Raw genomic sequence first — 25767 nt, forward strand, 5'->3', positions numbered from 1 at the left:
TCTAGCCTCCGAGGGGGAAACTTCCCTAAACTCATGGCCACACCTCCCATTCCAGCTCCAAAGGGAGCTCCTCTTGAATGCGCCGTAGAAGCTCTAGCACGTCCTTGGCCGTGGCCTGGCCCAGGTTGACGATGAAGTTCCCGTGCTCCAGGGCCACCATGGCGTCCCCCACCCGGAGCCCCTTGAGGCCCCTTTCGTCGATGAGCCTGCCCGCCGACTGCCCCGGCGGGTTTTTGAAGGCGCATCCGGCGCTTTTCCGCTTGGGCTGGCCCTTGCGGGCGGCGTCCACCTCGGCCATCCTCCTTTGGATCTCCTCCCGGGGCCTCTCCTTGAGCTTTAGCTTCACCCGGGTCACGATCCCTCCTTTGGGAAGGCGGCTTTGGCGGTAGCCGAAGCCGAGCTCCGCCGGGGCGTAGACGTGAAAGCCCCCGTCGTGGAAGATCTCCACCGCCTCCAGGGCGTCCGCCATCTCCCCGAAGCGGGTGCCGGCGTTCATCTTCACCGCGCCCCCCACCTGGGCGGGGATGCCGAGGAGGCCCTCGAGGCCGGAAAGCCCCGCCCGGGCCGCCTCCTGCACCAAAAGGGGGAGCAGGACCCCCGCCCCCACCCACCCCTTCAGCTCGTAGGTTTGGAACTCCCCGGCGAGGCGGATCACCCGCTCGGGCACCCCTTCGTCCATGACCAGGAGGTTGGAGCCGTTGCCCAGCACCCGGTAGGGGGCCTCCGTGGCCTGCTTGAGCTCCTCCCGGGTCTCCACGGTCCAAAGCTCCGCCGGGCCCCCCACCCCGAGGGTGGTGTAGTCCTTGAGGAGCACCCGCTCAACCCTCATGGACGAGCCTCCAGGCGAGCTCGGTCACGTCCCCCGCTCCTAGGGTAAGCCAAAGGTCCCCCGGGGCGGCCGCGGCCCGGGCGTAGGCCAGGGCCTCTTCCTTGCCGAGAAGCCGGGCCTCCACCCCTTGGCGGCGAAGCTCCTCGGCGATCCTCGCGCTCAGCTCCTCCGGAGAAACCCCTCCCTTCTCCCCGGCGGTGTAGACCGGGAGGACCACCACCTCTTCCGCCAAGGATAGGGCCCCCACGAACTCCCGCCAGAGGCTTTCCGTGCGCAGGAGGCGGTGGGGCTGGAAGAGGACCCGGAGGCGCCGCCCGAGGTGGCCCGCCGCCTCGAGGGTGGCCCGCACCTCCGTGGGGTGGTGGGCGTAGTCGTCCACCACCAGGGCCCCCCGCACCTCCCCCACCCGCTGGAAGCGCCGCCCCACCCCGGGGAAGCGGGCGAGCCCCTCCAGAACGGCCTCGGGGGCCACGCCCAGGGCCAGGGCGGCCAGGGCGGCGGCCAGGGCGTTTTGGATGTTGTGCCTCCCCGGGACCTGGAGCCTGGCCTCTCCCAAGGCCCTTCCCCGGTGGACCAGGAGGAAGCGGCTCCCCGAGGGGCCAAGCTCCGCTTCCTCCGCGGAAAGCTCCCCCCCGGGGCCAAAGGTCCTCCGGGGTAGCCCCTGGGAGAGCTCTAGGAGCAGGGGATCGGAGGCGGGGACCACCACCACCTTTGCCCCTTCCAGAAAGCCCCGCAGGGCGGCCTTGAGCTCCTCCAGGCTCCCGTGGTAGTTGGGGGCTCGGTGCCCCGGGGGGGCCACGTGGTCGGCCTCGAGGTTGGTGGCCACGGCGATCTCCACCCTCACCTCCCGGAACAGGGGGTCGGACTCGTCCACCTCGGCCAGGCGGGGGCCCAGGCCGTGGCGGGCGTTCCCGGGCAGGAGGGAAAGCTCCCCTCCGAGGAGCACCCAGGGGTCCAGCCCCGCGGCGAGGAGGATGCTGGCCAGCATCCCCGTGGTGGTGGTCTTGCCGTGGGTTCCCGTGACCCCCAGGGAAGGCCCTTGGGCCAGGAGCTGGGCCAGAAGCTCCATGCGCCTCAAGACCCTAAGGCCCCGCTCCCTGGCGGCCACCACCTCGGGGTGGTCTTGGGGAATGGGCGTGGGGACCACCAGGGTGTCCTCCTCCTTTAGGTGCTCCGGGTCGTGCCCGGCGTGGACCGGCACCCCCAAGGCCGTGGCCCGCTTCCCCGGGGCGAGGTCGCACCCCGTCACCTCCACCCCTTCCGCCAGAAGAAGGCGGGCCAGGGCGCTCATCCCCACCCCTTCTATGCCCATGACGTGCACCCGTTTCATAGGAACTCCTCCAGCCAATCTGCGAGGCGGCCCGCCGCCCCCTCGGGGGAGAGGGAGCCCATGGCCTCCCGGTAGGGTTCGGGGTTGCGGAGCATCTCCTCCACCTGCTGGGCGAGCCTGGGGTAGTCCCCGAGCCGGGCGGCCCCGGCCTTCTGGTAGGCCAGGGCGTTGGCCCGTTGCGCCCCCCCGTCCAGGCGGGGAGAAAGGGGGAAGAGGAGGGCGGGGAGCCGGTGGAAGGCGGCCTCGGCCAAGGTGCCCGCCCCGGCCCGGGCCAGGAGGAGGTCGGCGGCGCTCATGGCCAGGGGTCCGTCCACGAAGCCCGCCACGCGGTAGCCTTCCCCCTCCAGGTGGCGGTACCGCTCCAGCCACCTCTCCCCCACCTGGTGGAGGACGGGAAGGCCCAGGGGCCTGAGGAGGGGGGGGAGCCGCTCGTTGAGCTCCAGGCTCCCCTGGCTTCCCCCAAGGACCAAAAGGAGGGGCTTTCCCGGGTCAAAGCCCAGGCGGGCCTTGGCCTCGGCCTTGGGGAAGCGCACCTCCCGCACCGGGTAGCCCACCACCCGGGCCTTGGTGGCAAGCCCAGGGGCGAGGGGAAGGGGCACGCTCAGGGCGAGCCCCCGGCTTAAAGGCGCGAGGAGCCTCACCGCCAGGCCCAGCTTGGCGTTTTGCTCGTGGAGGAGGACGGGAATCCCCATGAGCTCCGCCGCGAAGGCGGCGGGAAACCCCGCGTAGCCCCCGGTGGAGAGCACCGCCTTGGGCCGCTTGGCCCGAAGGACCCCCCGGGCGGCCAGGAGGCCCAGGAGGAGCCGCCAGGCTTCCTTCGGCCTCAGGGCGCTCCGGTCCAGCTTGCCCGCGGGGACGAGGGCGTGGGGGATGGGGGTCTTGGGGAGGAGGCGGGCCTCGAGGCCCCCCAGGGCCCCCAGGTAGAAGACCTCATGCCCCCGCCGCCCAAGCTCCTCGGCCACCGCCAGGGCGGGGAAGAGGTGCCCCCCGGTGCCCCCCCCGGTCAGGAGAACCATTCCCTCACCCCCTTGCCCATGGCCTTCCGGGCCAGGCTAAGGAGAAGGCCCAGGGCCAGGCCCGAGACCAAGAGGGAGCTTCCCCCGTAGGAAACCAGGGGCAAAGGCACCCCGGTGACGGGGAGGAAGCCCAAGGTTACCCCGATGTTGAGGGCGGCCTGCAGGACCAGGTACAGGGTGAGGCCCAGGGCCACCAGGCCCTCCGCCCCCCCTAGCTTCAGGGCCAGGGACAGCCCCCGGAGGAAGAGGAGGCCATAGAGGAAGAGGACCACGAGCCCCCCAAGCCACCCCGTGGCGAAGACCACGCTGGCGAAGACCATGTCGTTGTGGGCCTCGGGCAGGTGGGGAAGGCTTCCTCCGGGCCCCTGCCCGAAAGGACCTCCTAGGAGGATGGCCTTCTGCGCCTGGAGGACCTGGTAGGCGGTTTCCTCGGGCCGGGCCTCCCCCTTTAGGTAGCTGAGAAAGCCGCTGAAGCGCTCGGAGACGTAGCGGAAGCGGTTCAGGTAAGCCCCGGAAAAGGGGGTGAGGACCAGGAAGCCCGCAAGGCCTATGGCGATGAGCCGCCGCCAGGGCACCTCGGCCAGGACGAAGAGGGAGGTCCCCAGGAGGAAGAGGAAAAGGGCCGTGGCGAAGTCCGGCTCCACCAGCACCAGCCCCACCATGCTGCCCACCAGGAGGGCGGGGCCGAGAATGGGGTAGTCTTCCCCCTTGCGGTCCACGAAGGAGGCCAGGTACAGGACCAGGGCGATCTTGGCCAGCTCCGAGGGCTGGAAGGCGAAGGGCCCCAGGTCAAACCAACGCCGCACCCCCATGGGCCCGTCCCCCACCAGGAGGACCAGGACCAAGAGGAGGAGGTTCAGGAGAAGGAGGGCCAGGGCGTGCCGCAAGAGGAACCTCACGGAAAGGAGGCTTCCCCCAAGCATGGCCAGAAGGGCGAGCCCCACCCTGAGGAGGTGGTCTTCCAGGAGGCCAGGCTCGGCTACCCCCACCCCCAGGAGGCCAAAGGCCAGGAGGAGCAGGCCGCTTAAGAGGAGGGTGGGGTCCATGGTTCCCCTCCCAAGGCGAAGACCGCTTCCCGGAAGGCCCGGGCCCGGTCCTGGTAGTCCCGGAACTGGTCAAAGCTCGCCCCCAGCGGGGCCAGGAGCACGCTTCCCGCTTCCAAGCGCTTAAGGGCTTCCTCCACCGCCCGCTTCAGGGCCTTCCTGCCCTCCTTTTCCCCGATGACCACCACCTCCACCCCTTCCCCCAAGGCCTCGACCATCCGGGGGCCGTCCCGGCCGATGGCCAGGATCACCCGCACCCGGGGGAGGAGGGCCTTGAGGCTCAAAAGGTCCGCCCCCTTGTCCTCCCCGCCCAGGATCCAGGCGATGGGGGCGGGGGCGGCCCTTAGGGCGGCGGCCACGGCGGGGGTGCGGGTGGCGATGGAGTCGTCTATGAAGACCACCTGTCCCTTGCGGGCGAAGACCTGGAAGCGGTGGGGGGGCTCGGGGAGGGTCTTGAGGCTCTCCCTCAGGGCCTTTTCCTCCAGGGGCCGCCCGAGGAGGTCCAGGTAGGCCCGGGTGGCCTGGAGGGCGGCCTCGAGGTTCGTCTCCCGGGGGCTCGCTTGGGGTAGGAAAGGGTAAGGCCGGGCGGGGGTGGCCTCGGCCCCCTTCCTCACCTTGGGGTCCTCCAAATTGTAGACCACGGCGTCTTCCGGGGTCAGGTTCTTGAGGAGGTTGAGCTTGGCGGCGTGGTAGGTCTCGAGGCTCCCGTGCCGGTCCAGGTGGTCTACCCCCAGGTTCAGGAGGACGGCCACCCGGGGCCGGAAGGCGTGGACGCGTTCCAGCTGGAAGCTGGAGAGCTCGGCCACCGCCACCTCGGCCTGGTCTACCACTTCCACCAAAGGTGGGTCCACGTTGCCCCCAGGGAGGGCCTTAAGCCCTTGCCCCTGAAGGAGGTGGGCGGTGAAGAGGGTGGTGGAGGTCTTGCCCGCCGTGCCGGTGATCCCCACGATGGGGGTTTCCGAGAGCCGGTAGGCGAGCTCCGCCTCCCCCAGCACCCTTGCGCCCCTTGCCCTCAGCGCCTCCAGGTGGGGGTGGGTGAGGGGCACCCCGGGGGCGGCCACCACCTCGGCGTAGGTGCCCTCGAGGCCCCAGTCCGGGGAGAAGCCCAGGGCCAGGGCCTCCGCCACCTCCTCCTCCTTGGGCCGGTCGTCGTAGAAGCGGGCGGGCATCCCCCGCCGCTTAAGGAAGCGGAGCACCCCCAGGCCGCTTCGCCCAAGACCATAGACCAGGATCATGCCCCACCTCCAAAGGCCAAGGCGGTGGCCAGGGCGGTGAGGAGGGCGAAGCGGAAGACGATCTTGGCCTCCTCCCAGCCGGAAAGCTCCAGGTGGTGGTGCAGGGGGCTCATGCGGAAAAGCCTCTTCCCCGTGCGCCGGAAGTAAAGGACCTGGGCCACCACGGAAAGCACCTCCAACACCGGGACGATGGCCACAAGGGGCAGAAGCCAAAGCTTACCCGTGACCACGAAAAGCCCCGCCACCATGGCCCCCAGGGCCTGGCTCCCCGTGTCCCCCATGAAGACCTTGGCCCGGGGGGCGTTGTGCCAGAGGAACCCCAGGACCCCTCCCAGGAGGGTCTGGGCGAAGGGGTAGGGGTAGAAGGGAAGAAGGATCACCGCCGTTACCGAGGCCAGGAGCCCGTCCAGGCCATCGGTGAAGTTGAAGGCGTTGGCCGCCCCCACCACCGCGAGGAGGATGAGGAGGACGTCCAAGAGGGGCCAGGGAGTGTAGGCCACCTGTCGGACGGCCCACAGGGCGAAGACCAGGGCCATGAGCCCTTGGAAGGCGAGTTTCTCCCGGGCCCGTAAGGGGCGGGCGAGGCTCCCCGAGAGGTCGTCCACCAAGCCCAGGAGGGCGAAGCCGAGGCCGAGGAGCCAAAGCCCAAAGAAGGCGTCCTTTCCCGAGGCCAGGTAGGCCAGGAAGGCGGCCAGGAGGAAGGCCACCCCGCCCATGCTGGGGGTCCCCTCCTTGGCCAGGTGGCTTTGGGGGCCGTCCTGGCGCACCCTTTTCCCCAGGCCCAGGCCTTTCATCAAGGAGATCCAGACCGCCGTGAGAAGCCAGGACAGGACGAGGGCTAGGGCCATGCCACCTCCTTGCACGACCGTACCGCTCCCTGGGGGGCGAGGTAGAGGGCTTCTCCGAAGGCGGCGAAGTCCTGGGCCTCGGCCAAGGGCCTCGCCCCCTCGGGGCGCACCAGGTAGACCTGGTCCAGAAGGGCCACCGCCCCGCACGCCCCCCCTTGGGCCTTGCGGGCGGGGCGGGGAAGGGGGAGGAGGCGCCCTTCCGGGTAGAAGAGGGCCTCTTCTCCCAGGGCCACCACCTGGCCCTCCCAGGCCACCACCTGGCGGAAGTTTCCGCGGGCCAGGAGGGCGCCATCCCGGTAGAGGCCCTTCCCGTCCACGTGGTAGAGGCCTTCCTCCCCCAAGAGGGCATCGTAGGCGGGGTAGGGGTAAAGGCCTTTCTCCGTCCAGATGGCTCCTTCCAGCCCCACCACGAGCCTCGGGGTGGCCCGGAGGAAGCGGGGGACCCCGGGGAGGGGGAGGCTTTGTAGGGAACCCCCTTCGTAGATCCAAAGCTGGTAGGGGTAGGCGGCGTAGAGGGCGGTTTTGCTGGCGTCCAGGAAGAGGGGAGGGCCGGGGAGGACCACCTGGAAGCGGCCCGAGACCAAGCCCCCCTGGGCGAACCCGCCGGGGTAGGGGAGGAGGGGCGCTTGGGCCTGGAGGGGGGCGCAGGCCGCGAGGAGGAGAAGGGGGCTTAGGCGTCCCATAGCTCCAGGATCCTTTCCAGGCCGAGGACCCTCGAGGCCTTCAGGTACACCAGGTCCCCCGGGGCCACCCGGGCCTTGAGCCAGAGAAGGGCCTCCTCCAGGGTTTCCACCGCCTCGCCCCCCAGGGCGGCCTGGGCCCGGGCGTGGGTCCCCAGGTAGAGGGGCTTCAGACCCAGGCGGGCCGCCTCCTCCGCCACCTCCAGGTGGAGCTTTTCCGCCAACCCGCCGAGCTCTTTCATCTCCCCCAGCACCGCCCACTTGCGCCCGGGCTGGGCGGCAAGCCAGGCGAGGCCCGCCTTCACCGAGAGGGGATTGGCGTTGTAGGCGTCGTGGAGGAAGACCACGCCCCCCATCTCCCGCCTCTCCATCCGCCCGGGGGGCAGGACCAGGCGGGAAAGCCTCTCGGCCACCGCCTCCACCTCCTCCCCCAGGAGCTCGGCCACCGCCAAGGCGGCCAAGGCCCCCAAGGCCGGGCCCAAACCGGGGTAGGGGACCCGGATTCTCCGTCCCCGGTAGCGGAAGCGGCTTTCTTGGGGCAGGAGCTCCAAGGCCTCTCCCCGGAAGCTGGCTTCCCCGAAGCCGTAGGTAGGCCAGCTCCCCCGGTAGCCGAAGCCTTCCAGAACCCCCCGGGCCTGGAGGCTCACCAGGGCCAGGGGGGCTTCCAGAAGCCGGGCTTCCTCCCGTACCACGCCTCTTAGGTCCCCGAAGGCCAGGAGGTGTTCCTCCCCCAAGGCGGTGAGGACGGAAAGCTCGGGGCGGGAGAGCGCCATGAGCCCCTCCATCTCCCCCACCCGGTCCACCCCGAGCTCCAACACGGCCCCCGGGGCCTCCTTAGGCAGGGTGAGGAAGAAGCGGGCCAGGGGCGGGGCGGTGTTCAGGTTGCCGGAAGGGGCGGGGAAGCCCAGACCCTGGGCCAGGGCCTCCTTGGTGGTGGTCTTCCCCGTGCTCCCCCCCACGGCCACCACCTTCCCCGGGAAAAGCTCCCGCAGGGCCCGCCCCAGCCTGAGCAAGGCCAGGCCCGTGTCCGCCACCTCCACCGTGGCCTCCCCCGGGCGGTCGGAGAGGACCAGGTGGGCCCCTTTGGCCAAGGCCTCCTTGGCGTAAGCCCGCCCGTGGGTGCGGCTTCCAGGCAGGGCCACGAAGAGGAACCCCGGCCCCACGGCCCGGCTGTCCCAGTGGAGGTCAACCACGGGCTGGCCCCCGGGGTATAGCCTCCCCCCCGTGGCCTCGGCCACCCATTCCGGCGTCACTTCCCTAACGTGCGCATCTTGCACCACTGCCTCACCGCCCCTCAGCATAGGGGGGAAGACCCGCATAGGCAAAGAGGCCGGCGGCCACCTCCCGGAAGATGGGGGCGGCCACCAGGCTTCCGTGGATCTCGCCCTTGGGGTGGTGGACGGCCACCACCACGGTGTACCGGGGGGCGTCCCCGGGGACGAACCCGGCGAACCAGGCGGTGAAGACCTCCTGGGAGTAACGGCCCTGGACCACCACCTGAGCGGTGCCGGTCTTGCCCGCCAAGGGGTAGCCGGGAAGGGCGGCCCTGGGGGCCAGGGCCTCCTCCAGGGCTTGGCGGACGGCCTGCGCCGTTTCCGCGGAGAAGACCCGCTCTTCCCTGGCCTTTTGGCCCTGGAAGAGCTGGGGGGTGCGGTAGACCCCGTCCACCAGGGCGGCGAAGGCGGCCGCCAGGTGCAGAGGGGTGATGAGAAAGCCCTGGCCGAAGGCGTGGTTGGCGTAGTTGACCCGGCCCCACGCCTCCGGGGGCTTGATCAGGGGAGGGGCGGTGCGCACCCCGGGGAGGGGCCTAGGGTCGGTGAGGTGGAGTTTCTCCATATAGCGATAAAAGGTTTCCTTGGGGATGCCCTCGGCCAGAAGGCTGATCCCCACGTTTGAGGAATATTTCAGCACCTCGGCCAGGGTGAGCCTAGGGGGGTGGGGCACGGCGTCGCGGATAACCCACCCTTCCACCTTCCGCCGCATGGGGGCCTCCACCGGGGTGGAAAGGCGGGCCGCTCCCTCTTCCAGGAGCATGGCGGCGGTGAGGGCCTTCATGGTGGAACCCGGCTCCAAGGCCACCAGGAAGGCGTGGTTGCGCCAGGAGAGGTCCTGTTCCGGGTCCTTGCGCGGGCCCATGGGGTCAAAGGCCGGGGCGTTGGCCACGGCCAAAAGCCTTCCTTTCCGGTCCAGGACGAGGAGGGTGGCAAAGGCTCCCCGGCTTCGTTCCAGCCCCTTCCAGAGGGCGCGTTCCGCCAGGGCCTGGATCCACGGGTCCAGGGTAAGGGTGAAGGAGCGCCCTTCCGAGAGGGCGGCGTTCAGGTCCCGCTCCAGCCCTTCCAGGCCCCGGCCAGAGGCCCGCTCGCCGAAGCCCAAAAGCTGGCTTGCGCTCTTCCCCAGGGGGTAGTACCGCCCCCCCTCGAGGCTCACCGCCAGAGGGGTGCCGTCGGCGGCGTAGAGGTTGCCCCGCAAAGGGGGCGGGGACGGGGGCGGAGGGACTGGCCTCGGCCCCCGGCTCACTAGGGCGTAGACCCCCAGGGCCAAAAGGGCGAGGTAGAGGCCCATCCCCAGGAAGACCAAAGGCACCCGGTTGGCGCCCGCGGTCACCGCTCCCACCTCCCCCGGCTCATGGGTACAAACCCTTCCTTCTCCGCCCACTCCAGCACCCGGTGGGGCTGGCTTAGGCGCCAGGCTTCTTTAAGAAGGGACTCCTCTTGGGCTTTGAGGTGTTTCAAGCGCTCCTCCATCCGGGCCAGGCGGGCCTTTTCCATCTGGTTGCGGTGGCCTGCGGCGAAGAGGAGGAGGAGGGCCAAGAGGTACAGGAGGCCAAAGCGCAGGGCCGCCCTCATGCCGCCTCCTTCTCCGCCGCCCGCAGCTTGGCGCTCCGGGCGCGGGGGTTTCGCGCTACCTCCTCTGGGGAGGGGAGCACGGGCTTTTTGGTGATTACCTTGAGGCCGCTCGCCTTTAGGAACCGCTTCACCAATCGGTCCTCGAGGGAGTGGAAGGCGATGACCACAAGCCGCCCCTCTGGGGCCAGGACCTCGGCGGCCTGCGCGAGAAACTCCTCCAGGGCGCCAAGCTCGTCGTTCACGTACATGCGCAGGGCCTGGAAGGTCTTGCGGGCGGGGTGCCCGGCCTTGCGGAAGCCCACTGCCTGGCGGATGATTTCCGCCAGTTCCGTGGTGGTCTGGATGGGTTTCTTCCTCCTCGCTTCCACGATGGCCTTGGCGACGCGCCAGGCCTGCTTTTCCTCTCCCAGGTCCCGGAGGATGCGGTAAAGCTCCTCCAGGGGCAGGGTGTTCACCACCTCCTCTGCTGTGGGGCCCTCCTCCCCCATGCGCATGTCCAGGGGGCCTTCCTTCTGGTAACTGAAGCCCCGCCTGGGGTCGTCCAAGTGGAAGCTGGAGACCCCGAGGTCCGCCAGGATTCCCGCCACCTCTTCCACCCCCGCTTGGTGGAGCACCGCCTTTAAGTGGCGGAAGTTGGCCCGGTACACCCCGAGGCCAGGGAGGTCCAAGGCCCGGGCCCGAGACACGGCTTCGGGGTCCTGGTCCAGTCCCAGGACCAGCCCTCCCCGCTCCAGGATGCCCCGGGCGTGGCCAGCGCCTCCCAGGGTGGCGTCCACGTACACCTTGCCGGGTTCTACCCTCAGGAAGTCCAGGGCTTCTTGGTACAGGACGGGAATGTGCTGGGCAACGGTCTTCATAAATACCTACCCAATGAGTCCCTTGAGCGCCTCGGGGGCCGGTGGGTGGCGCATAATTTCTTCGATGGTCTTCCACCAGCGTTCCTGGCTCCAGATCTCCAGCCTGCCCGGGGCTCCGGCCACCACCACCTCGCCCCCTTCCTGGAGCCCGGCGAACTGGCGCAAGGGAGGGGGGATCAGGACCCGGCTGGCGTTGTCCATTCGGGTCTTGTGGGCTCCCGAGTAGAAGAAGCGGACGAAGGCGCGGGCTTCGGCATCGGTGAGGGGAAGGTTGACCAGCTGCTCTTCGATCTTGCGCCAGCGGTCGGAGGGAAAGATGTAAAGGCACCCTTCCATCCCGCGGGTGAGCACCAGGCCGTCTTCCAGAAAGTCCCGGAAGGGGGCGGGGATGACCACCCGTCCCTTGTCGTCCAGGCTGTACTGGTACTCACCGAAGGGCATTTCCCACCCGCTCCCACCTTCGCTGGGGTCCGCCCCTTGGGTTTAGGGGGTAAGGACCTTACCCAGACGAGGCTTTACGCCGGGAGTATAGCACGTATTCCCCACAGATTTCCACTCTCTCCCACCTAAGTCCCACTTACACCCCACCCTGGCTGAGGAGGCTATTCCGGTGGCTTGAGCGGAGGGAACTTCGCCCACTTTGCGCCGCTTTGGTTTCTCCTGTCCGGCTTGCGGACGGCGCTGGGTGTGCTATGGTGGGAATAGCCCTCATTTCTGCCAGGGGGCTGGGGAACTTGAAAGCTTACCTGCCATAACTCCCAAAAAGACACATAAAGGGGGGTAGCAGAGTGTTTTTGCCGTCCTGGTCATGTGTAGTCCCCACGCACGTGGGGATGACCCGGGGCTGAAGCTATGCGGCGGCGCTGGCTGGTTGTAGTCCCCACGCACGTGGGGATGACCCGTATGCGCAAATCCAGGAACTCAAAGGACTGACGTAGTCCCCACGCACGTGGGGATGACCCGGACGCGGAATCGTTCTGCTAGCCCACGGCGAGGTAGTCCCCACGCACGTGGGGATGACCCGCGTTCTTCCGGAGCTTGGGTGTTGAGGATGGCGGTAGTCCCCACGCACGTGGGGATGACCCGGGCGACCGACCAATCGCGCACAGAGTACGCCATGTAGTCCCCACGCACGTGGGGATGACCCGATGAGGCCCATCATTATGTGGACTCGCGTTCGGTAGTCCCCACGCACGTGGGGATGACCCGTACCTACCAAAGTGACCATACAACCTCTTTATGTAGTCCCCACGCACGTGGGGATGACCCGGGGCAATAACCCATGCGCCCGGAAGGGCAGCAGTAGTCCCCACGCACGTGGGGATGACCCGGAAGGCTTTGTAGGAAGGCAAATCTATGTGAGCGTAGTCCCCACGCACGTGGGGATGACCCGGTGGGCGTGGACGTCTATCTGGCTACTCAGCGGTAGTCCCCACGCACGTGGGGATGACCCGGGTTCCGGTGGTCCCGAGCGCCGCACGGGGACGTAGTCCCCACGCACGTGGGGATGACCCGGGGATAGGTGTGTGGTAGTTGGTGCCTGTGGTGTAGTCCCCACGCACGTGGGGATGACCCGGCCAGAGGCTGCTTTCCTAGGGGCGGGGTTGCCGTAGTCCCCACGCACGTGGGGATGACCCGGGGGAGTTTATTCGGCTGGTGGCCGAGGAAAGGTAGTCCCCACGCACGTGGGGATGACCCGGAGGTACACGTCATCGGGGATATCCTCTTTTTGTAGTCCCCACGCACGTGGGGATGACCCTATGTGGAGCCTTTCTTTTTTCCTGAAACTCTTGTAGTCCCCACGCACGTGGGGATGACCCGGAGTACCAGGTGAGCGTCCACCTCCCCTACCTTCCGTAGTCCCCACGCACGTGGGGATGACCCGGCCCCCGCCACGGCCCCCAAGGAGGCCCCTTGGGTAGTCCCCACGCACGTGGGGATGACCCAGGAGGTGCTAGATGGCTAGGCTGAAAATCCGCGTAGTCCCCACGCACGTGGGGATGACCCGCTTGCTACTCGGGGCCACATCGTCAACATTGGAGTAGTCCCCACGCACGTGGGGATGACCCGGACCACCCCCCTCCCCCCGGAGGAACGGAAGGGTAGTCCCCACGCACGTGGGGATGACCCGATACGTCTCCAGAGCCCTGAGCGGGTCCACCGTAGTCCCCACGCACGTGGGGATGACCCGAATCCGAGCGAGGCGGTAGACGGTGATACCGGCGTAGTCCCCACGCACGTGGGGATGACCCGGCGCGCGAATCCACATAGTGGTGCGCCTCATCCGTAGTCCCCACGCACGTGGGGATGACCCGACCATTTGGGAGGGCATAAACCGCAACAGCGTGTAGTCCCCACGCACGTGGGGATGACCCTCTCCGCTTGGGGCCCCCTGGTTCGTGGTATACTCCTTCCACAGCGGGACGCTGGTGACCGGGTACAGCGTGGACGCCCTAAAGGAGCTGGACATCCCCTGGGAGGAAGTGACGTGGCTCAGGACGCCGCCCTGGCTTACCGCCCCCTCCAGCTGGCCCGCGCCTACGTGGACTGGGTGCGGGGGCTCTTGGAGGAGGAAACCGACCCGGACGAGCTCCTAGACGCCGTGGAGGAGTGGACCCCCTTCCGCCGCTACCTCCGGGACGCGGCCCGGGAGGACCGGGAGGCCGCTTTGGCCCTGGCCCGGGAGGTGTTTGCCGAGAGGGCGAGGCTTGCGGCCCAGGGGTTTCCCGTGCCCGAGACCTGGGAGGCCTTCCTCCAGCGGCTTGGCCTCTGAGGGCGGGGAAGGAGGGGGCCGGGGCCAGCCCGGCCCCCCTCGTTTTGCCGGTCCGGCCCTTCCCGGCGGATGGGCTTCTGCGCCCCTAGAAGGCCCCTGAAAGGCCCGGGGTGGGGGCGGCCCGGCTTTGGGTTTTGAACCGGAGCGTGAGCGATTTCCCCAATGCTTCCCCCAATGGTAGAATAGGGGTGCCCCGGGAACCCGGCTTACGCCCCGCCCTGGGGCCCCTGGAAGGGGGACTGGCTTATGGAGAGGCGTCTATACTTTGGTGACAACCTCGAGGTCCTTCGGGAGCACATCCCCGACGAGAGCGTGGACCTGGTTTACCTTGACCCTCCGTTCAACTCCAAGGCCGACTACAACGTTATCTTCCGGGAGCACTCGGGGAAGGGGCCAGGCGCCCAGATCAAGGCCTTTGAGGACACGTGGAGCTGGGGTGAGGAGAGCGAGCGGGCCTTGGGTGAGGTCCTGGAACGCCACAGAAAACGCCACGGAAGGCTGGGTGAGTTCTTGGAGTTCATGGTGCGCTCCCTGGGCAAGAACGACCTCTCGGCCTACCTGGTGATGATGGCGGTGCGCCTTCTGGAGCTTCACCGGGTCCTCAAGCCCACGGGGAGCCTTTACCTGCATTGCGACCCCACAGCGAGCCACTACCTTAAGGTCATCCTGGACCAGATCTTCGGACCCAGGAACTTCCGCAACGAGGTCATTTGGAAGCGAACCTTCGCTCACGGGGGAGCACAGCGTTGGGCGCGAGTACACGACACCATTCTTTTTTACACCAAGACCGACAAATACACGTGGAACCAAACCTTTGAGCCCCCCTCAGAAGATTATGTGAAAAAGTTTTATCGGCACAAAGATGAGCGGGGTATCTATCGTACAGTTACGCTTACTGGTCCAGGAGCTTCTGCTGGGCCTTCGGGTCAGCCTTGGCGTGGGATTAACCCAAGCCGTTCTAACCGGCACTGGGCTGTACCAGACCCAGATGCCCTACCCGAATGGTTCGTTCTGCCACCGAACTGGGAGGAGCTTTCACCTCAAGAGCGCCTTGATTTGCTTGATGCTGCAGGGCTTATTCATTGGCCGAAAAAGGAAGGTGGGATTCCCGAGTATAAGCGGTATCTGGAAGCCTACCGCGGAACTCCTATCCAAGATGTTATCACCGACATTCCCCCGCTAAGCCACCAATCCAAAGAGCGCTTGGGCTACCCCACCCAGAAGCCCGTGGCCCTGCTCAAGCGCATCCTCCAGGCCAGCTCCAACCCCGGGGACGTGGTCCTGGACCCTTTCTGCGGGTGCGGCACGGCCCTGGCCGCCGCCGAGGAGCTTGGGCGCGGCTGGATCGGGATTGACATCACCCACCTCGCCATCACCCTCATCCAAGCCCGGCTCAAGCGGGACTTTGGCCTGGAGCCGGGGAAGGACTACGAGGTCCTGGGGACGCCCAAGGACCTGGAAAGCGCCCGCTTTCTTTTCGGAAAGGACCCCCACCAGTTCCAGCTCTGGGCCCTGGGCCTAGTCGGGGCTCAGCCCTACGGGGACCCCAAGAGAGGCAAAAGGGGAGGGGACACCGGGATTGACGGCATGCTCTTCTTCCGGGACCCGGCGGGAAACAAGCTGGAGAAGGCCGTGGTCCAGGTGAAGGGCGGGGAGCGCCTCGCCCCTAGCATGGTGCGGGACCTTCGGGGCGTGATGGAGAGGGAGAAGGCGGCCTTCGGCCTCCTCATCACCCTCAGCGAGCCCACCAAGGGCATGCGGGAAGAAGCGGCCAAGGCGGGCCTGTACCGATGGGGAAGCCAGTCCTACCCCAGGCTCCAGATTCTCACCGTGGAGGACCTTCTTGCGGGAAAGCGCCCCCACCTTCCCGTAGGTAGCCTCAACGTGAGCTACGAGCGCAAAGAGGTGCGGACGGCGAAGCGGAATGGGGATATGGACCCCTTGTTCTAAGTACCCCGCCGCGGCGGGGGCCCCAAAAGGGCTTTCCTAAAGCCAAAGCTTGGGCATCCCATGTGGCAAAGCCAAGGTGCGGGCGCTTAGCGCTTTGCGGTGTTATCGCTCCTGCCTTGGGGGGTGCAAGAGGGGGGTAAGCCGGCATAAACCATCCCCCCGAGGCAGGCCTCGAGGGGAGCCAGGGCAGGGCGTAAGCCGGGTTCTGTTTTTGCGGTCATCTCTCTGGGACCGGTGTCGCCACCGGCCTCAAGCGGCCCATCCCGCAGGTTCTCACGGGCCGGGCAAGCCCTCCCTGCCTACCGGGCCTTGCACCGGGTGGGGTTTGCCGTGCCCCAGCCTGTTGCCAGGCCAGGCGGTGGGCTCTTACCCCACCGTTTCACCCTTGCCCGCGCCGGGGAAGCCCCGGCCGCTGGCGGTCTCTTCTCTGTGGCACTTTCCGTCGGGTTGCCCCGCCCAGCCGTTAGCTGGCACCCTGCCCTATGGTGCCCGGACTTTCCTCACCCGGAGGTTTCGGCCTCCAGGCGCGACCGCACCCCTGCCCTGGGGCGTTCATCATTTTAGCACAAACCTGGCCTAAGATGGGGAGGTGAGGGTTCCTTGGTACGCCCTTGGGCTTCTCCTCCTGGCCCTGTTGGGTCTTGCGGTGCTGGGCCTGGTCTGGCTTTTGGCGGCGGTGGCCCTGTTGGTCGGCCTGGGGTACGGAGCCTGGCAGGGGCTCAGGCGGCGGCTTTGGGGCCCCCCTTGGCGGCGCCTTCCCCCGCCCCGCTAAGTACCCCACCGCGGCTTTTGCCGCGGTGGGGGCCCCAAAAGGGCTTTCCTAAAGCAAAAGCTTGGGCATCCCGTGTTGCGAAGCCGAGGTGTGGGCACTTAGGCCTTGCTTCTTGGGCTTTCCGCCCTTAGACTGGGAGATGGTTTTCGCACGGCCAAGACCGTGCGGGAGGAGGCAAGCGTGAAAGAAGGCATCCACCCGAAGCTGGTTCCCGCCCGCATCGTCTGCGGTTGCGGCAACGTCATCCACACCTATTCGGTGAGGCCCGAGATCCACGTGGAGGTCTGCAGCAAGTGCCACCCCTTCTACACGGGCCAGCAGCGGTTCGTGGACACGGAGGGTAGGGTAGAGCGCTTCCAGCGCCGCTACGGGGACTCCTACCGCAAGGGGCGGTAGGGGCTCGCTGGACCTGGGGGCCTAAGGCCCCCAGGTTGCCTTTAAGCTTCTCCATGAGGAGGAGTCCATGCCCCCTATACTCCACCGCCAGGGTTGGATTGAGGTCATCGCCGGCCCCATGTTCTCCGGCAAGAGCGAGGAGCTCATCCGCCGGGTCAAGCGGGCCCTCATCGCCAGGCAGCGGGTGGTGGTCTTCAAGCCCCGGCTGGACGACCGCTACCACCAGGCCCATGTGGTAAGCCACGATGGAAAGAGGGTGGAGGCCATCCCCGTGGAACGCGCAAAGGAGATGGAAGCCCACCTAGACCCCCTTCCCGACGTGGTGGCGGTGGACGAGGCCCAGTTCTTAGACAGGGAACTCCTTCCCCTGGTGGAACGCCTGGCCCAAAGGGGGGTGCGGGTGATCCTGGCAGGGCTGGACCTGGACTTCCGGGGGGAGCCCTTCGGCATCATGCCCGAGCTCCTAGCCCGGGCGGAGTTCGTGGAGAAGCTCACCGCGATCTGCCCCCGGTGCGGCGCTCCCGCCACCCGAACCCAGCGCCTGGTGAACGGTCAACCGGCCCGGTACACGGATCCCGTGATCTTGGTGGGGGCTGAAGAGCACTACGAGCCCCGGTGCCGGGCCTGCCACCAGGTGGTCTATTGAGCCACGGGAAGGGGGGTGCCCGGGCGCTTCCGGAAGCGAACCTCCAGCACGCCCTGCCGTAGGGCGGCCTGGGCGGTGCCCTCCTCAATGGGCCCGGGCAGGTCCAGGGTGCGGCGGAAAGTGCCCATGGGCCGCTCCTCCAGGAGGTAGGTGCCGGGAAGGGGGTGGCGCACCCCGGCCAGGGTCACCCGGTTCCCTTCCTCGAGAAGCTCCAGGTCCTCGGGCCGCACCCCAGGGAGGTCTACCAGGAGGATGTAGTGGTCCTCGTCCTCCAGGAGGTCCACCCTGGGGACCCAGGCGGCGGGCTCCTCGCCGGTAAGCCGGTAGGCCAGCTCGGCGATGCGGTCTTGCAGTTCTTTTAGCTTCCGCAGGGTTTCCAGGCGGTCCAGGCGCTCCAACATGCCCTTAGCATAAGGGATGTGGAGGCCGTCCCCGTTCTCGCCGGGCCCACGGGTAGCGGCAAGACCCTCCTCGCCTTGAGGCTTGGGGAGGAGTTGCCCCTCGAGGTCATCTCCGCGGACGCCACCATGGTCTACCGGGGCCTGGACATCGGCACGGACAAACCCTCTCCTGGGGAAAGGGCGCGGGTGCCCCACCACCTAGTGGACGTCCTGGAGCCCTACGAGGCCATGAGCGTGGCCCGGTTTCTGGACCTGGCGGAAGAAGCCATCGCCGAGGTGAGGGCCAGGGGGCGCCTCCCCTTGGTGGTGGGGGGAACGGGGTACTACATCCGGGCCCTCTCCGAGGGGCTCCACGACCTCCCCCCACCCGACCCCGGGGTCCAGGAGGCCCTTTGGCGGGAGCTTAGGGAGCGGGGCTTTCAGGCTCTATGGGAGGAGCTTTCCCGGGAAAGCCCAGAGGACGCCTTCCGCGTGGGGAAGAACCCCCGGCGCCTGGTGCGGGCCCTGGAGGTTCTGAGGCGCACCGGCACCCCCCCGGCCCGCTTTCCCAAAAGGCCCCCCCGCTTCCCCTACAAGAAGCTCGTCCTCTGGCCCGAAAGGGCCTGGCTTTTCCAAAGATTGGAGGAGAGGGCCAGGGCCCAGTTCGCCCGGGGCTTGGTGGAGGAGGTCAAGGGCCTTCTCGCCCGCTACCCCGAGATGCCCACCGCCCTGCAGGCCATCGGCTACAAGGAGGTGGTGGGTTATCTCCGGGGAGAATACGGCCTGGAAGAGGCCCTTCTTAGGGACATCCGGGCGGTGAAGGCCTACGCCAAGAGGCAGTACACCTGGTTCCGGCATGAACCCGGGGACGTGGTCTACTTGCCCCGAGGGGGCGAGGAGGCGTACCTAGGCTTTCGGGACTGGCTTCGCCTCCACTTCCGGCTATAGTGGGGGCATGTTGGCCTACGAGATCCGCGCCCGGGTGGCCCGCGGGGAGGTTTCTCCCCTCGAGGTGGCCGAGGCCTACCATAGGCGGGTCCGGGAGCTGGACCCTGGGCTTGGGGCCTTCCTCACCCTCAACGAGGAGGTTTTGCAGGAGGCCCGGGAGCTGGACCCCCGCCTGCTCCTTGCGGGCTTGGTGGTGGCCGTGAAGGACAACATCGTAACCCGAGGCCTCCGCACCACCGCGGGAAGCCGCCTCCTGGAGAACTTCCTTCCTCCCTACGAGGCCACGGCGGTGGCGAGGCTTAAGGCCCTGGGCGCCCTGGTCCTGGGCAAGACCAACCTGGACGAGTTCGGCATGGGCTCCTCCACGGAGCACTCCGCCTTTTTCCCCACCCGAAACCCCTTTGATCCCGACCGGGTCCCTGGGGGCTCCAGCGGGGGAAGCGCCGCCGCGGTGGCGGCGGACCTCGCCCCCTTGGCCCTAGGCTCGGACACGGGGGGAAGCGTGCGCCAGCCCGCGGCCTTCTGCGGGGTCTACGGCCTCAAGCCCACCTACGGCCGGGTGAGCCGCTTTGGCCTCATCGCCTACGCCTCGAGCCTGGACCAGATCGGCCCCATGGCCCGCTCCGTGCGGGACCTCGCCCTCCTCATGGACGCCGTGGCCGGCCCCGACCCCCTGGACGCCACCAGCCTGGACCTTCCCCCCCGCTTCCAGGAAGCCCTGGAGGGGCCCCTTCCTCCCCTCCGCCTCGGGGTGGTGCGGGAGGGGCTTTCCGGCAACAGCCCAGGGGTGGAGCGGGCCCTGGAGGGGGCTTTGCAGGTGTTCCAAGACCTCGGTTTTGCCGTGCGGGAGGTTTCCTGGCCTTCCCTGCCTCTGGCCCTCGCCGCCTACTACGTCCTGGCTCCGGCGGAGGCGAGCTCCAACCTGGCCCGCTATGATGGCACCCTCTACGGGTTCCGCGGCGAGGGGGAGGAGGTGGAAGGGATGAGGATGGCCACCCGGGCCCGCTTTGGCCTCGAGGTCAAAAGGCGCGTCCTCGTGGGGACCTTCGTCCTCTCTAGCGGCTACTACGAGGCCTACTACGGCCGCGCCCAGGCCTTCCGCCGCCGCCTCAAGGCCGAGGCCAGGGCCCTCTTCGGGGAGGTGGACCTCCTCCTCCTGCCCACCACCCCCCACCCCGCCTTTCCCTTGGGGAGCCGCCCCGATCCTCTCGCCATGTACCGCGAGGACCTCTACACCGTGGGGGCGAACCTCGCGGGACTTCCCGCCCTCTCCTTCCCCGCGGGGTTTGAGGGGCACCTGCCCGTGGGCCTCCAGCTCCTCGCCCCTTGGGGGGAGGACGAGCGGCTTCTTCGGGCGGCCCTCGCCTTTGAGGAGGCCACGGACCGCGCGTTCCTTCGTACGCCCTTGGGAGAAGCCCTCTAGAGGGGGGCAGAAGGGATGGACCCCGCCTTCCGCGTTCGCCTCGCCACCCGCCTCGCCCGGCGCCTCAGGGCCGAGGGGAGGCCCCTTCCCCTTCCCCTCCTGGGGGAGGCCTTGGGGCTTCGGGGCCCCGTGGCCCCTGTCGTGGGCCCCTTATTGGACGGGCGGTTCATCCCCGGGGAGGAGGTGGGGCTTTGGGAGTGGCGCTACCCCTTTCCCCACCCGGGGGAACCGGTGGTCCTTCTGGACCTGGAAACCACCGGCCTGGCCCCGGGGGTGAGCGAGATCATTGAGCTCGCCCTGGTGCGGCTGGAGGGCAAGGAGCGGCGAGCTTTTCAAAGCCTGGTGCGCCCTTCCCGGCCGCCGAGCCTCTTCGTCCAGAACCTTACCGGGATTAAGGCCTCTGAGCTGGAGGAGGCCCCGCCTCTGGAGGAGGTCTTGGCCCAGGCTTATCCCCTTCTGCAAGGGGCTACCCTGGTGATTCACAACGCCTCCTTTGACCTCTCCTTTTTGCGCCCGGCCTTGGAGGGCATGGGGTTGGGGTTGGCGAACCCGGTGGTGGACTCCATCCGCCTGGCCAAAAGGGCCCTTCGGGGGCTTCGCCGCTACGGCCTGGACGCCCTTTCGGCGGTCCTGGAGCTTCCCCCCAGGAGGGAGCACCGGGCCTTGGCCGACGTGGAAAGGACCCTTGCCGTGGTCTACGAGGTGTACTATATGCTCACCGCAGGGAGTCCTCGTTCCCTAGTGGAGCTAGGGAGGTAGCATGACCGCTCGCTACGTTTTGACCAGCGCTTGCATTCAATCGGGTACCATGGCCCTCACCGCCTCCTTGCGCCAGCGCCTCCTGGGCCGGGAGCGCGTGCGCTTCGTGGACGAGGACGGGGAGGCCTACGAGGTGGAGGTGGACTGGAAGGAGGGGCTGGTGCGGGGCCTTGGGCCCTACTACCTCAAGAAGCGCCTCTCGGCCAACGAGGCCGTCCTCCTCCACTTCCGGGGCGAGGAGGTGGAGCTCAAGGCCCTGCCCCGCTCCCTCCCCCGCCTGGAGAGGCCCCGGGAAGACCCCAAGGAGGCGAAGGAAGAGGCCCCCAGGGGGGAGAAGCGCCGGGTCCGGGTGACCCCCTACCCCAAGGAAGTGCTCTTCCCCCATGAGCCCAAGGCCCTCGAGCCCCCGGGCGTCACCGAGGACCTGAGGCGGTTGGGCTTTTTCCTGGAGGGGGGCCCCCCTTGGCTCTACAAAGCTCCCCTGGGGCGGCGGCAGGTGGCGCTGGCCCTTCTCCGCCTCGGGGAGGGGAAGGTGGAGGACCTCAGGCCCTACCGGGCGCAAGGGGCGCACGTGGCCCTTCTCGCCCCGGAGTCCGAAAAGGAGGCGGTGCCCCCGGGGCTGGCTTACCTCTCCCCGGAGGCGGTGAACCGCCTGGTGCGCCTTAAAGGGCGCTTCCCCCTTTCGGCTTTGGACCTGGAGGACCTCTTGCGCCAGGGGCGGGTGGACCTGGAGGCGGTGAAGGCCCTGGAGGACCGCCTGGTGGCCGAGCTTTCCGAGCGGGGGGCTCTGGCCGCCCTCCTGCTCCTCCTCTCCCGCAAGCGCCCGGGGGAGGTGTTCTTGCTTCCGGACCTCGAGGCCGAAGCCCTGGAGGAGGGCCTTATCCCCGAGGTGGTGCGCCAGGGGGTGGAGCTTTTCGCCCAGCCCCCCTTCCTCCTCCTGAAAAGGCTTTCCCCGGGGGAGTTCCTCCTGAGGCAGGAGGTGGAGGAGGCCCTGCAGGACCTGAAGGCCTTCAGCGAGGGGATCCTCGCCCGCCTTAGCCGCGTCCGTGGGGGCGCTTGACGGGGGCGGCCTCCCCTAAAGCGAGGTCAAAGCTCCGCCTGGCCCGCTCCTTGAGGGCCTCTACCTTTTCCCAGTCGGGGAAGCGGCCGTACATGGCCGCCTTGGAGAGCTTGATGGGGTCCCCGGGGAGTTCCTGGTAGTAGGCCCCGGTCTCCTTGGCGAAGGCCGCCACCTTGGGGTCGTAGGACAGGGCGGCGAAGGGGGTGCCCGCGGCCGCCGCCAGGATGAGGCCGTGAAGGCGCATGGAGATCACGTACCCCGCCTGGGCCACCAGGTAGAGGACCCGCCTCGGGTCCGAGGTCTTCTCCACCCGGTGGTGCGGGAAGTTTTCCAGGACTTCCTCGTCGTACCCGGGCTGGAGGAGGAGGACGAGGACCTGCTTGCCCTCGTGGAACAGGTAGTTGGCGGTGACGTACAGGGTTTCTACCGCCGCCCGGCCCACCCCGGCCCGGGGGATGACCAGGACCAGGTCCTCTTCCCGCTTCACCGGGGGCGGGCTGAGGAGGAGGGCGGGGTCGGCCCCAAGCTCGGCGGGGATCCCCAGGCGCCGGGCGTACTCCAGGGAGTCCTGGTCCCTGAGGATCACCGGCACGCCCTTTAGGGCCCTTTGCACCCGCCTCTCCCCGGAGGGGGATAGGGGCCCCAGGGACTGGTTGAAGACCACCACCCGCTTCTTGAAGAGGCGGGCGAGGCGGAGGACCGAGAGGTAGTAGGTGAGGCTTAGGGCGCTGGTGGCGTCCTGCAGGAGCCCCCCGCCCCCCAAAAGCCAGAGGTCCGCCCGGAGGAGGGCGAGGGGGTTTAGGCGGTGGAAGGCCCGCACCCCGTGCTCCTCCCGCGTCCTTCGGGGCTCCCCCGAGAGGGCCACCACCTCGTGGCCCCGGGCCCGCACCTCCCGGGCGATGGCCTCGAGGATGGCCTCGTCCCCCGCGTTTTTGAACCCGTAGTACCCCGCTACCCCAACCACCATGTCCTCAGCCTCCTTACCAGGATAACCCCGATTAGCCCCAGGAGGAGGCCCAGGAGGGCGCCGTTCAGCACCCGGAAGAGGGAGATGAGGAGGGGCGTGTGGAAGTGGCTGAAGGTGTTCAGGATGGAGGCGACGCCTAGGCCTGCCAGGAAGAGGAGGGCGTTTTGCAGGTAGCGCGGCCAGGGGAGGAGGAAGGCCAGGGGAAAGAGGGCGTGCCCGAAGACCTCCTTGAACCGGGGGCGCACCATGAGGTCCTGGAGGAAGCTTCTTAGCTTCAGCTCCAGCTCCGGCACCAAGGGGGCGTCGTTGCCCCGGCGCAGGAGGGCGAAGGCCAGAAGGGCCAGGGCCAACCCTCCCAGGGCCACCTCTCCCAAGCGCAGGGGGTGGGCGTAGAGGCGGGCGAGGGCCTCTTTGAAGTCCTTTTCCAGGAAGCTTAAGGCCACCAGGAGGGGCGGGACGAGGAGGGTGAGGGAAACCCCTTTGAAGGGGGCGAGGCCCAGGACCGTGGCCGGGCTCGAGCCCAGGGCGCTGAGGAAGACCGCCCCCATGAGGGCGTATCCCAGGCTCCGCGCCCACAGCCAAAGCCCGTTTCTGGGCCCCAAAAAGCCCAGCACCGGGAAGACCAGGGCGGCAAGGAGGGCCCCCGCTTGGCTACCGGCGTACCCCAGGGCCAGCAGGAGGAGGAGGAAGGCCACCCAGGGCCCGTACACGGGAAGCCCCAAGGCCAAAAGCCCAAGGCCCGCCCCTACCCCCACCCAGGCGGCGTAGCGCAAGGGGCTTGGCGCGAAGTCCCGGGGCCTAGGGGTCCCCAGGGGGATGTGGCTGGCCCTTAGCCCTTCCTTTAGGCGGGCGAGGAGGCGGGCGGTCTCTTGGGGGTAAGGGTAGGGCCTGAGGTAGAGGAGCTGGTGCCCCCGCTCCCGGGCGGCGAGGGTGTATTTATCCGCCGCTTCCTCGGGGCTTAGGGTGAGCTGCCACTCGTAGCGGAGGCTGAAAAGCCTGAGCACCCCGGCCTCGCGGAAGGCCTGGAAGCCGGGCTGGGGCGTGCCCTCAATAAGGGCCACGGGCCGCCGCACCAGGGCCCGGGCCTCCTCCAGGCGGTAGGGGTACCCCAGGGCCTCGAGGCCGGCGAAGACCACGGCGTCGGCCTCCTTCGGCACCAGGGGCAACTCTGGGTCCAGGCGGCGAAGGCGCTGGTTGATGGGCCGCACCGCCACGTAAAACCCCTGGGCCTTGGCCGCCGCGATCTCCTTCAGGTCGTAGAAGGCGGGGAAACCCTGGACGTCCACCGGGAAGCCGAGCCAGGGCCCGAGCTTTTCCGAGGGTAGGGCGTAGGCCCGCTCCAGGAGGGCGAGAAACTTGGGGTCCCCCTTCAGGTAGAACCAGCCCGGCCTGGCGGGAAGCCCCTCTTCCTGAAGCTCCCTCCCTTGGCGGTAAAGGAGGACCCCATTCGCGACCCAGTCCTTGACGAACCGCTCGGGGAAGGCCACCCCGTTCACCCCCAGGGCCCGGTAGGCGGCGAGGGCCTCCAGGAGGCTCTTCCCCTGGGTCTTGGCCTCTTCCCTCACCGCCTCGGCGTCCAGGAGGAGGACCACGGGTCCCGGGCGCTCCGCCTGGAGCCTGGGGAAAAGGGCCAGGAGGGAGGGGACGAGGGCGAGGAAAAGAAGAAGGTGCAGAAGCCGCTTCATGCTGTTCTCCCCTCCCCCAGGCGGTTCGGGGTAGCCTCGCCGCCCGTGCTACCCCCAGCGATGAAAGGCTTGGCGGTGCTCACCCCTCCATGATAAGGGGCGGCCTCAGCGGGCCACGGCCGCAGGCTCCTGGGAGTGGCCGATGGCCTTTTCGCTTTCCGGGTCAAAGGCGTGGAGGCGGCCCGTGTCCGCCAAGAGCTCCACCCGGTCCCCAGGCCGCACGGGGGCGTGGCCGTCCACCTTGGCCACCAGAACGGTGCTGTCTACGCTCACGTGGAGCTCCGTCTCCGCCCCCAGGGGCTCCACCACCTCCACCTCGCCTCGGAGGACGTTTTCCTCCTCGGGGATCACCGTGTAGCCCTTGAGGCCCAGGTGCTCGGGACGGACGCCCATCCAGACCTCCTTCCCGGCGTAGGGCCGGAGGCTTTGCGCCAGGATGGGGTTGGTGCGGATGCGGAAGCCCGGGGCCACCAGGTAGACCCGCTCTCCCTGGGCCTCCACCGAGGCCTTGACGAAGTTCATGGAGGGGCTACCGATGAAGCCCGCCACGAAGCGGTTGGCGGGGAAGTCGTAGAGGCGGAGGGGGGTGTCCACCTGCTGGACCTCCCCGTCCCGCATCACCACGATGCGGTGGCCCAGGGTCATGGCCTCCACCTGGTCGTGGGTCACGTAGATGGTGGTGACCCCGAGGCGCCGCTGGAGCTTGGCGATCTCGGCCCGCATCTCCACCCGGAGCTTGGCGTCCAGGTTGGAGAGGGGCTCGTCCATGAGGAAGACCTTGGGCTCCCGCACGATGGCCCTTCCCATGGCCACCCGCTGGCGCTGGCCGCCCGAGAGCTCCCGGGGCTTGCGGTTGAGGAGGTGCTCAATCTTCAGGATGCGGGCGGCCTCCTTCACCCGCCGGTCAATCTCGTCCTTGGGGTAGCGCCGCAGGCGGAGCCCGAAGGCCATGTTCTCGTAGACGTTCATGTGGGGGTAGAGGGCGTAGTTCTGGAAGACCATGGCGATGTCCCGGTCCTTGGGGGGGACGTCGTTCACCAGGCGGTCGCCGATGTAGATCTTGCCCTCGGAGATCTCCTCCAGCCCGGCGATCATGCGCAAGGTGGTGGTCTTGCCGCAACCCGAGGGGCCCACGAAGACCACGAACTCCCCGTCCTCGGTTTCCAGGTTGAAGTCCTTGACCGCCACCACCTTGCCGAAGCGCTTCCACACGTGCTCCAGCCTTACCTTGGCCATCTCTACCTCCTCGCCCCGCGCTCTGAGCCGCTTCGGACCCATCGGGGGCTTGGGGACATTGTACCCCTGGCGGCGGTGGGGGTGGTAT

Annotated in this window: 25 protein-coding genes, 1 other RNA gene and 1 CRISPR repeat array; of the genes, 9 read left to right on the top strand and 17 right to left on the bottom strand. The window is 68.3% G+C overall.

Annotation, left to right across the window (positions count from 1 at the left end):
• Positions 1-31: 31 nt before the first annotated feature.
• The 12 genes from ABJK26_RS00620 to mraZ are packed head-to-tail and all read right to left on the bottom strand — an operon-like array spanning position 32 to position 11125.
• The gene (locus tag ABJK26_RS00620) at positions 32-829 is read right to left on the bottom strand and encodes a UDP-N-acetylmuramate dehydrogenase (RefSeq protein ID WP_347240247.1); all 798 of its coding nucleotides are present in this window, start codon (positions 827-829) and stop codon (positions 32-34) included.
• Positions 819-2159 (bottom strand): UDP-N-acetylmuramate--L-alanine ligase, encoded by a 1341-nt coding sequence (gene murC, locus ABJK26_RS00625; protein WP_347240248.1) that lies wholly within the window; start codon positions 2157-2159, stop codon positions 819-821. Before murC ends, ABJK26_RS00620 begins: the two co-directional genes overlap by 11 nt.
• On the bottom strand, positions 2156-3175 hold the full coding sequence (locus tag ABJK26_RS00630) for a glycosyltransferase (protein WP_347240249.1): 1020 nt from the start codon (positions 3173-3175) through the stop codon (positions 2156-2158). Before ABJK26_RS00630 ends, murC begins: the two co-directional genes overlap by 4 nt.
• The gene (locus ABJK26_RS00635) at positions 3163-4221 is read right to left on the bottom strand and encodes an FtsW/RodA/SpoVE family cell cycle protein (protein WP_347240250.1); all 1059 of its coding nucleotides are present in this window, start codon (positions 4219-4221) and stop codon (positions 3163-3165) included. Before ABJK26_RS00635 ends, ABJK26_RS00630 begins: the two co-directional genes overlap by 13 nt.
• Complete coding sequence (locus ABJK26_RS00640; RefSeq protein ID WP_347240251.1) at positions 4200-5453, bottom strand: Mur ligase family protein; 1254 nt, start codon at positions 5451-5453, stop codon at positions 4200-4202. Before ABJK26_RS00640 ends, ABJK26_RS00635 begins: the two co-directional genes overlap by 22 nt.
• Entirely contained in the window at positions 5450-6301 is an 852-nt protein-coding gene (locus ABJK26_RS00645) for a phospho-N-acetylmuramoyl-pentapeptide-transferase (protein WP_347240252.1), read from the bottom strand. Before ABJK26_RS00645 ends, ABJK26_RS00640 begins: the two co-directional genes overlap by 4 nt.
• Complete coding sequence (locus ABJK26_RS00650) at positions 6292-6984, bottom strand: hypothetical protein (RefSeq protein WP_347240253.1); 693 nt, start codon at positions 6982-6984, stop codon at positions 6292-6294. Before ABJK26_RS00650 ends, ABJK26_RS00645 begins: the two co-directional genes overlap by 10 nt.
• Entirely contained in the window at positions 6972-8282 is a 1311-nt protein-coding gene (locus ABJK26_RS00655; protein WP_347240255.1) for a cyanophycin synthetase, read from the bottom strand. The genes ABJK26_RS00650 and ABJK26_RS00655 overlap by 13 nt, the downstream gene beginning before the upstream one ends.
• On the bottom strand, positions 8266-9585 hold the full coding sequence (locus ABJK26_RS00660; RefSeq protein WP_347240256.1) for a penicillin-binding transpeptidase domain-containing protein: 1320 nt from the start codon (positions 9583-9585) through the stop codon (positions 8266-8268). Before ABJK26_RS00660 ends, ABJK26_RS00655 begins: the two co-directional genes overlap by 17 nt.
• Positions 9582-9827, bottom strand: a complete 246-nt coding sequence (locus tag ABJK26_RS00665) for a hypothetical protein (RefSeq protein WP_347240257.1) — start codon at positions 9825-9827, stop codon at positions 9582-9584. The genes ABJK26_RS00660 and ABJK26_RS00665 overlap by 4 nt, the downstream gene beginning before the upstream one ends.
• Positions 9824-10684 (bottom strand): 16S rRNA (cytosine(1402)-N(4))-methyltransferase RsmH, encoded by an 861-nt coding sequence (gene rsmH, locus ABJK26_RS00670; RefSeq protein ID WP_347240258.1) that lies wholly within the window; start codon positions 10682-10684, stop codon positions 9824-9826. Before rsmH ends, ABJK26_RS00665 begins: the two co-directional genes overlap by 4 nt.
• 6 nt (positions 10685-10690) lie before the next feature.
• Positions 10691-11125 (bottom strand): division/cell wall cluster transcriptional repressor MraZ, encoded by a 435-nt coding sequence (gene mraZ, locus ABJK26_RS00675; protein WP_347240259.1) that lies wholly within the window; start codon positions 11123-11125, stop codon positions 10691-10693.
• 371 nt (positions 11126-11496) lie between these two features.
• A CRISPR array of direct repeats spans positions 11497-13060; the repeat unit is 29 nt; unit sequence GTAGTCCCCACGCACGTGGGGATGACCCG.
• 112 nt (positions 13061-13172) lie between these two features.
• On the opposite strand from mraZ, the gene ABJK26_RS00680 reads away from it, so the two are divergent.
• Together ABJK26_RS00680 and ABJK26_RS00685 are read left to right on the top strand one after the other, a co-directional pair.
• A complete protein-coding gene (locus ABJK26_RS00680) occupies positions 13173-13457 on the top strand; it encodes a hypothetical protein (RefSeq protein ID WP_347240260.1) in 285 nt (94 codons plus the stop codon).
• 246 nt (positions 13458-13703) lie between these two features.
• Positions 13704-15407 carry a DNA methyltransferase gene (locus tag ABJK26_RS00685; RefSeq protein WP_347240261.1) on the top strand — a complete coding sequence of 568 codons (1704 nt, stop codon included), beginning with the start codon at positions 13704-13706 and terminating at the stop codon, positions 15405-15407.
• A gap of 178 nt (positions 15408-15585) precedes the next feature.
• On the opposite strand, the gene rnpB is transcribed toward ABJK26_RS00685, so the two are convergent.
• Positions 15586-15953, bottom strand: an RNA gene (rnpB, locus tag ABJK26_RS00690) — RNase P RNA component class A.
• Between the two features lie 43 nt (positions 15954-15996).
• Here rnpB and ABJK26_RS00695 point away from each other — a divergent pair.
• From ABJK26_RS00695 to ABJK26_RS00705, 3 genes are all read left to right on the top strand, one after another.
• A complete protein-coding gene (locus tag ABJK26_RS00695; protein WP_347240262.1) occupies positions 15997-16179 on the top strand; it encodes a hypothetical protein in 183 nt (60 codons plus the stop codon).
• Positions 16180-16359: 180 nt separating this feature from the next.
• Positions 16360-16575 (top strand): 50S ribosomal protein L31, encoded by a 216-nt coding sequence (gene rpmE / locus ABJK26_RS00700; RefSeq protein WP_347240263.1) that lies wholly within the window; start codon positions 16360-16362, stop codon positions 16573-16575.
• Between the two features lie 67 nt (positions 16576-16642).
• Positions 16643-17221, top strand: coding sequence for a thymidine kinase (locus ABJK26_RS00705; RefSeq protein WP_347240264.1), 579 nt, complete (start codon positions 16643-16645; stop codon positions 17219-17221).
• On the opposite strand, the gene ABJK26_RS00710 is transcribed toward ABJK26_RS00705, so the two are convergent.
• Positions 17215-17622 carry an Hsp20/alpha crystallin family protein gene (locus ABJK26_RS00710; RefSeq protein WP_347240265.1) on the bottom strand — a complete coding sequence of 136 codons (408 nt, stop codon included), beginning with the start codon at positions 17620-17622 and terminating at the stop codon, positions 17215-17217. The two genes, ABJK26_RS00705 and ABJK26_RS00710, sit on opposite strands and share 7 nt — an antisense overlap.
• Before the next feature lie 18 nt (positions 17623-17640).
• Between ABJK26_RS00710 and miaA the strand changes: the two genes are divergently transcribed.
• Genes miaA through ABJK26_RS00730 form a run of 4 tightly spaced genes read left to right on the top strand, consistent with a single transcriptional unit; the run spans position 17641 to position 21791 of the window.
• A complete protein-coding gene (miaA, locus tag ABJK26_RS00715; RefSeq protein WP_347240266.1) occupies positions 17641-18549 on the top strand; it encodes a tRNA (adenosine(37)-N6)-dimethylallyltransferase MiaA in 909 nt (302 codons plus the stop codon).
• 7 nt (positions 18550-18556) lie between these two features.
• Positions 18557-19972: an Asp-tRNA(Asn)/Glu-tRNA(Gln) amidotransferase subunit GatA gene (gene gatA, locus ABJK26_RS00720; RefSeq protein WP_347240268.1), complete on the top strand. Its 1416-nt coding sequence runs from the start codon at positions 18557-18559 to the stop codon at positions 19970-19972.
• A gap of 15 nt (positions 19973-19987) precedes the next feature.
• Positions 19988-20731 carry a 3'-5' exonuclease gene (locus ABJK26_RS00725; protein ID WP_347240269.1) on the top strand — a complete coding sequence of 248 codons (744 nt, stop codon included), beginning with the start codon at positions 19988-19990 and terminating at the stop codon, positions 20729-20731.
• A gap of 1 nt (position 20732) precedes the next feature.
• On the top strand, positions 20733-21791 hold the full coding sequence (locus ABJK26_RS00730; protein ID WP_347240270.1) for a hypothetical protein: 1059 nt from the start codon (positions 20733-20735) through the stop codon (positions 21789-21791).
• On the opposite strand, the gene csaB is transcribed toward ABJK26_RS00730, so the two are convergent.
• The 3 genes from csaB to ugpC form a co-directional block, all read right to left on the bottom strand.
• Complete coding sequence (csaB, locus tag ABJK26_RS00735; protein WP_347240271.1) at positions 21766-22758, bottom strand: polysaccharide pyruvyl transferase CsaB; 993 nt, start codon at positions 22756-22758, stop codon at positions 21766-21768. The genes ABJK26_RS00730 and csaB overlap by 26 nt on opposite strands.
• Complete coding sequence (locus ABJK26_RS00740) at positions 22743-24443, bottom strand: DUF5693 family protein (RefSeq protein ID WP_347240272.1); 1701 nt, start codon at positions 24441-24443, stop codon at positions 22743-22745. The genes csaB and ABJK26_RS00740 overlap by 16 nt, the downstream gene beginning before the upstream one ends.
• A 105-nt stretch (positions 24444-24548) precedes the next feature.
• Positions 24549-25679, bottom strand: coding sequence for a sn-glycerol-3-phosphate ABC transporter ATP-binding protein UgpC (ugpC, locus tag ABJK26_RS00745; protein WP_347240273.1), 1131 nt, complete (start codon positions 25677-25679; stop codon positions 24549-24551).
• Positions 25680-25767: the final 88 nt, after the last annotated feature.

Source organism: Thermus sp., from assembly GCF_039793865.1.
Classification (GTDB): domain Bacteria; phylum Deinococcota; class Deinococci; order Deinococcales; family Thermaceae; genus Thermus.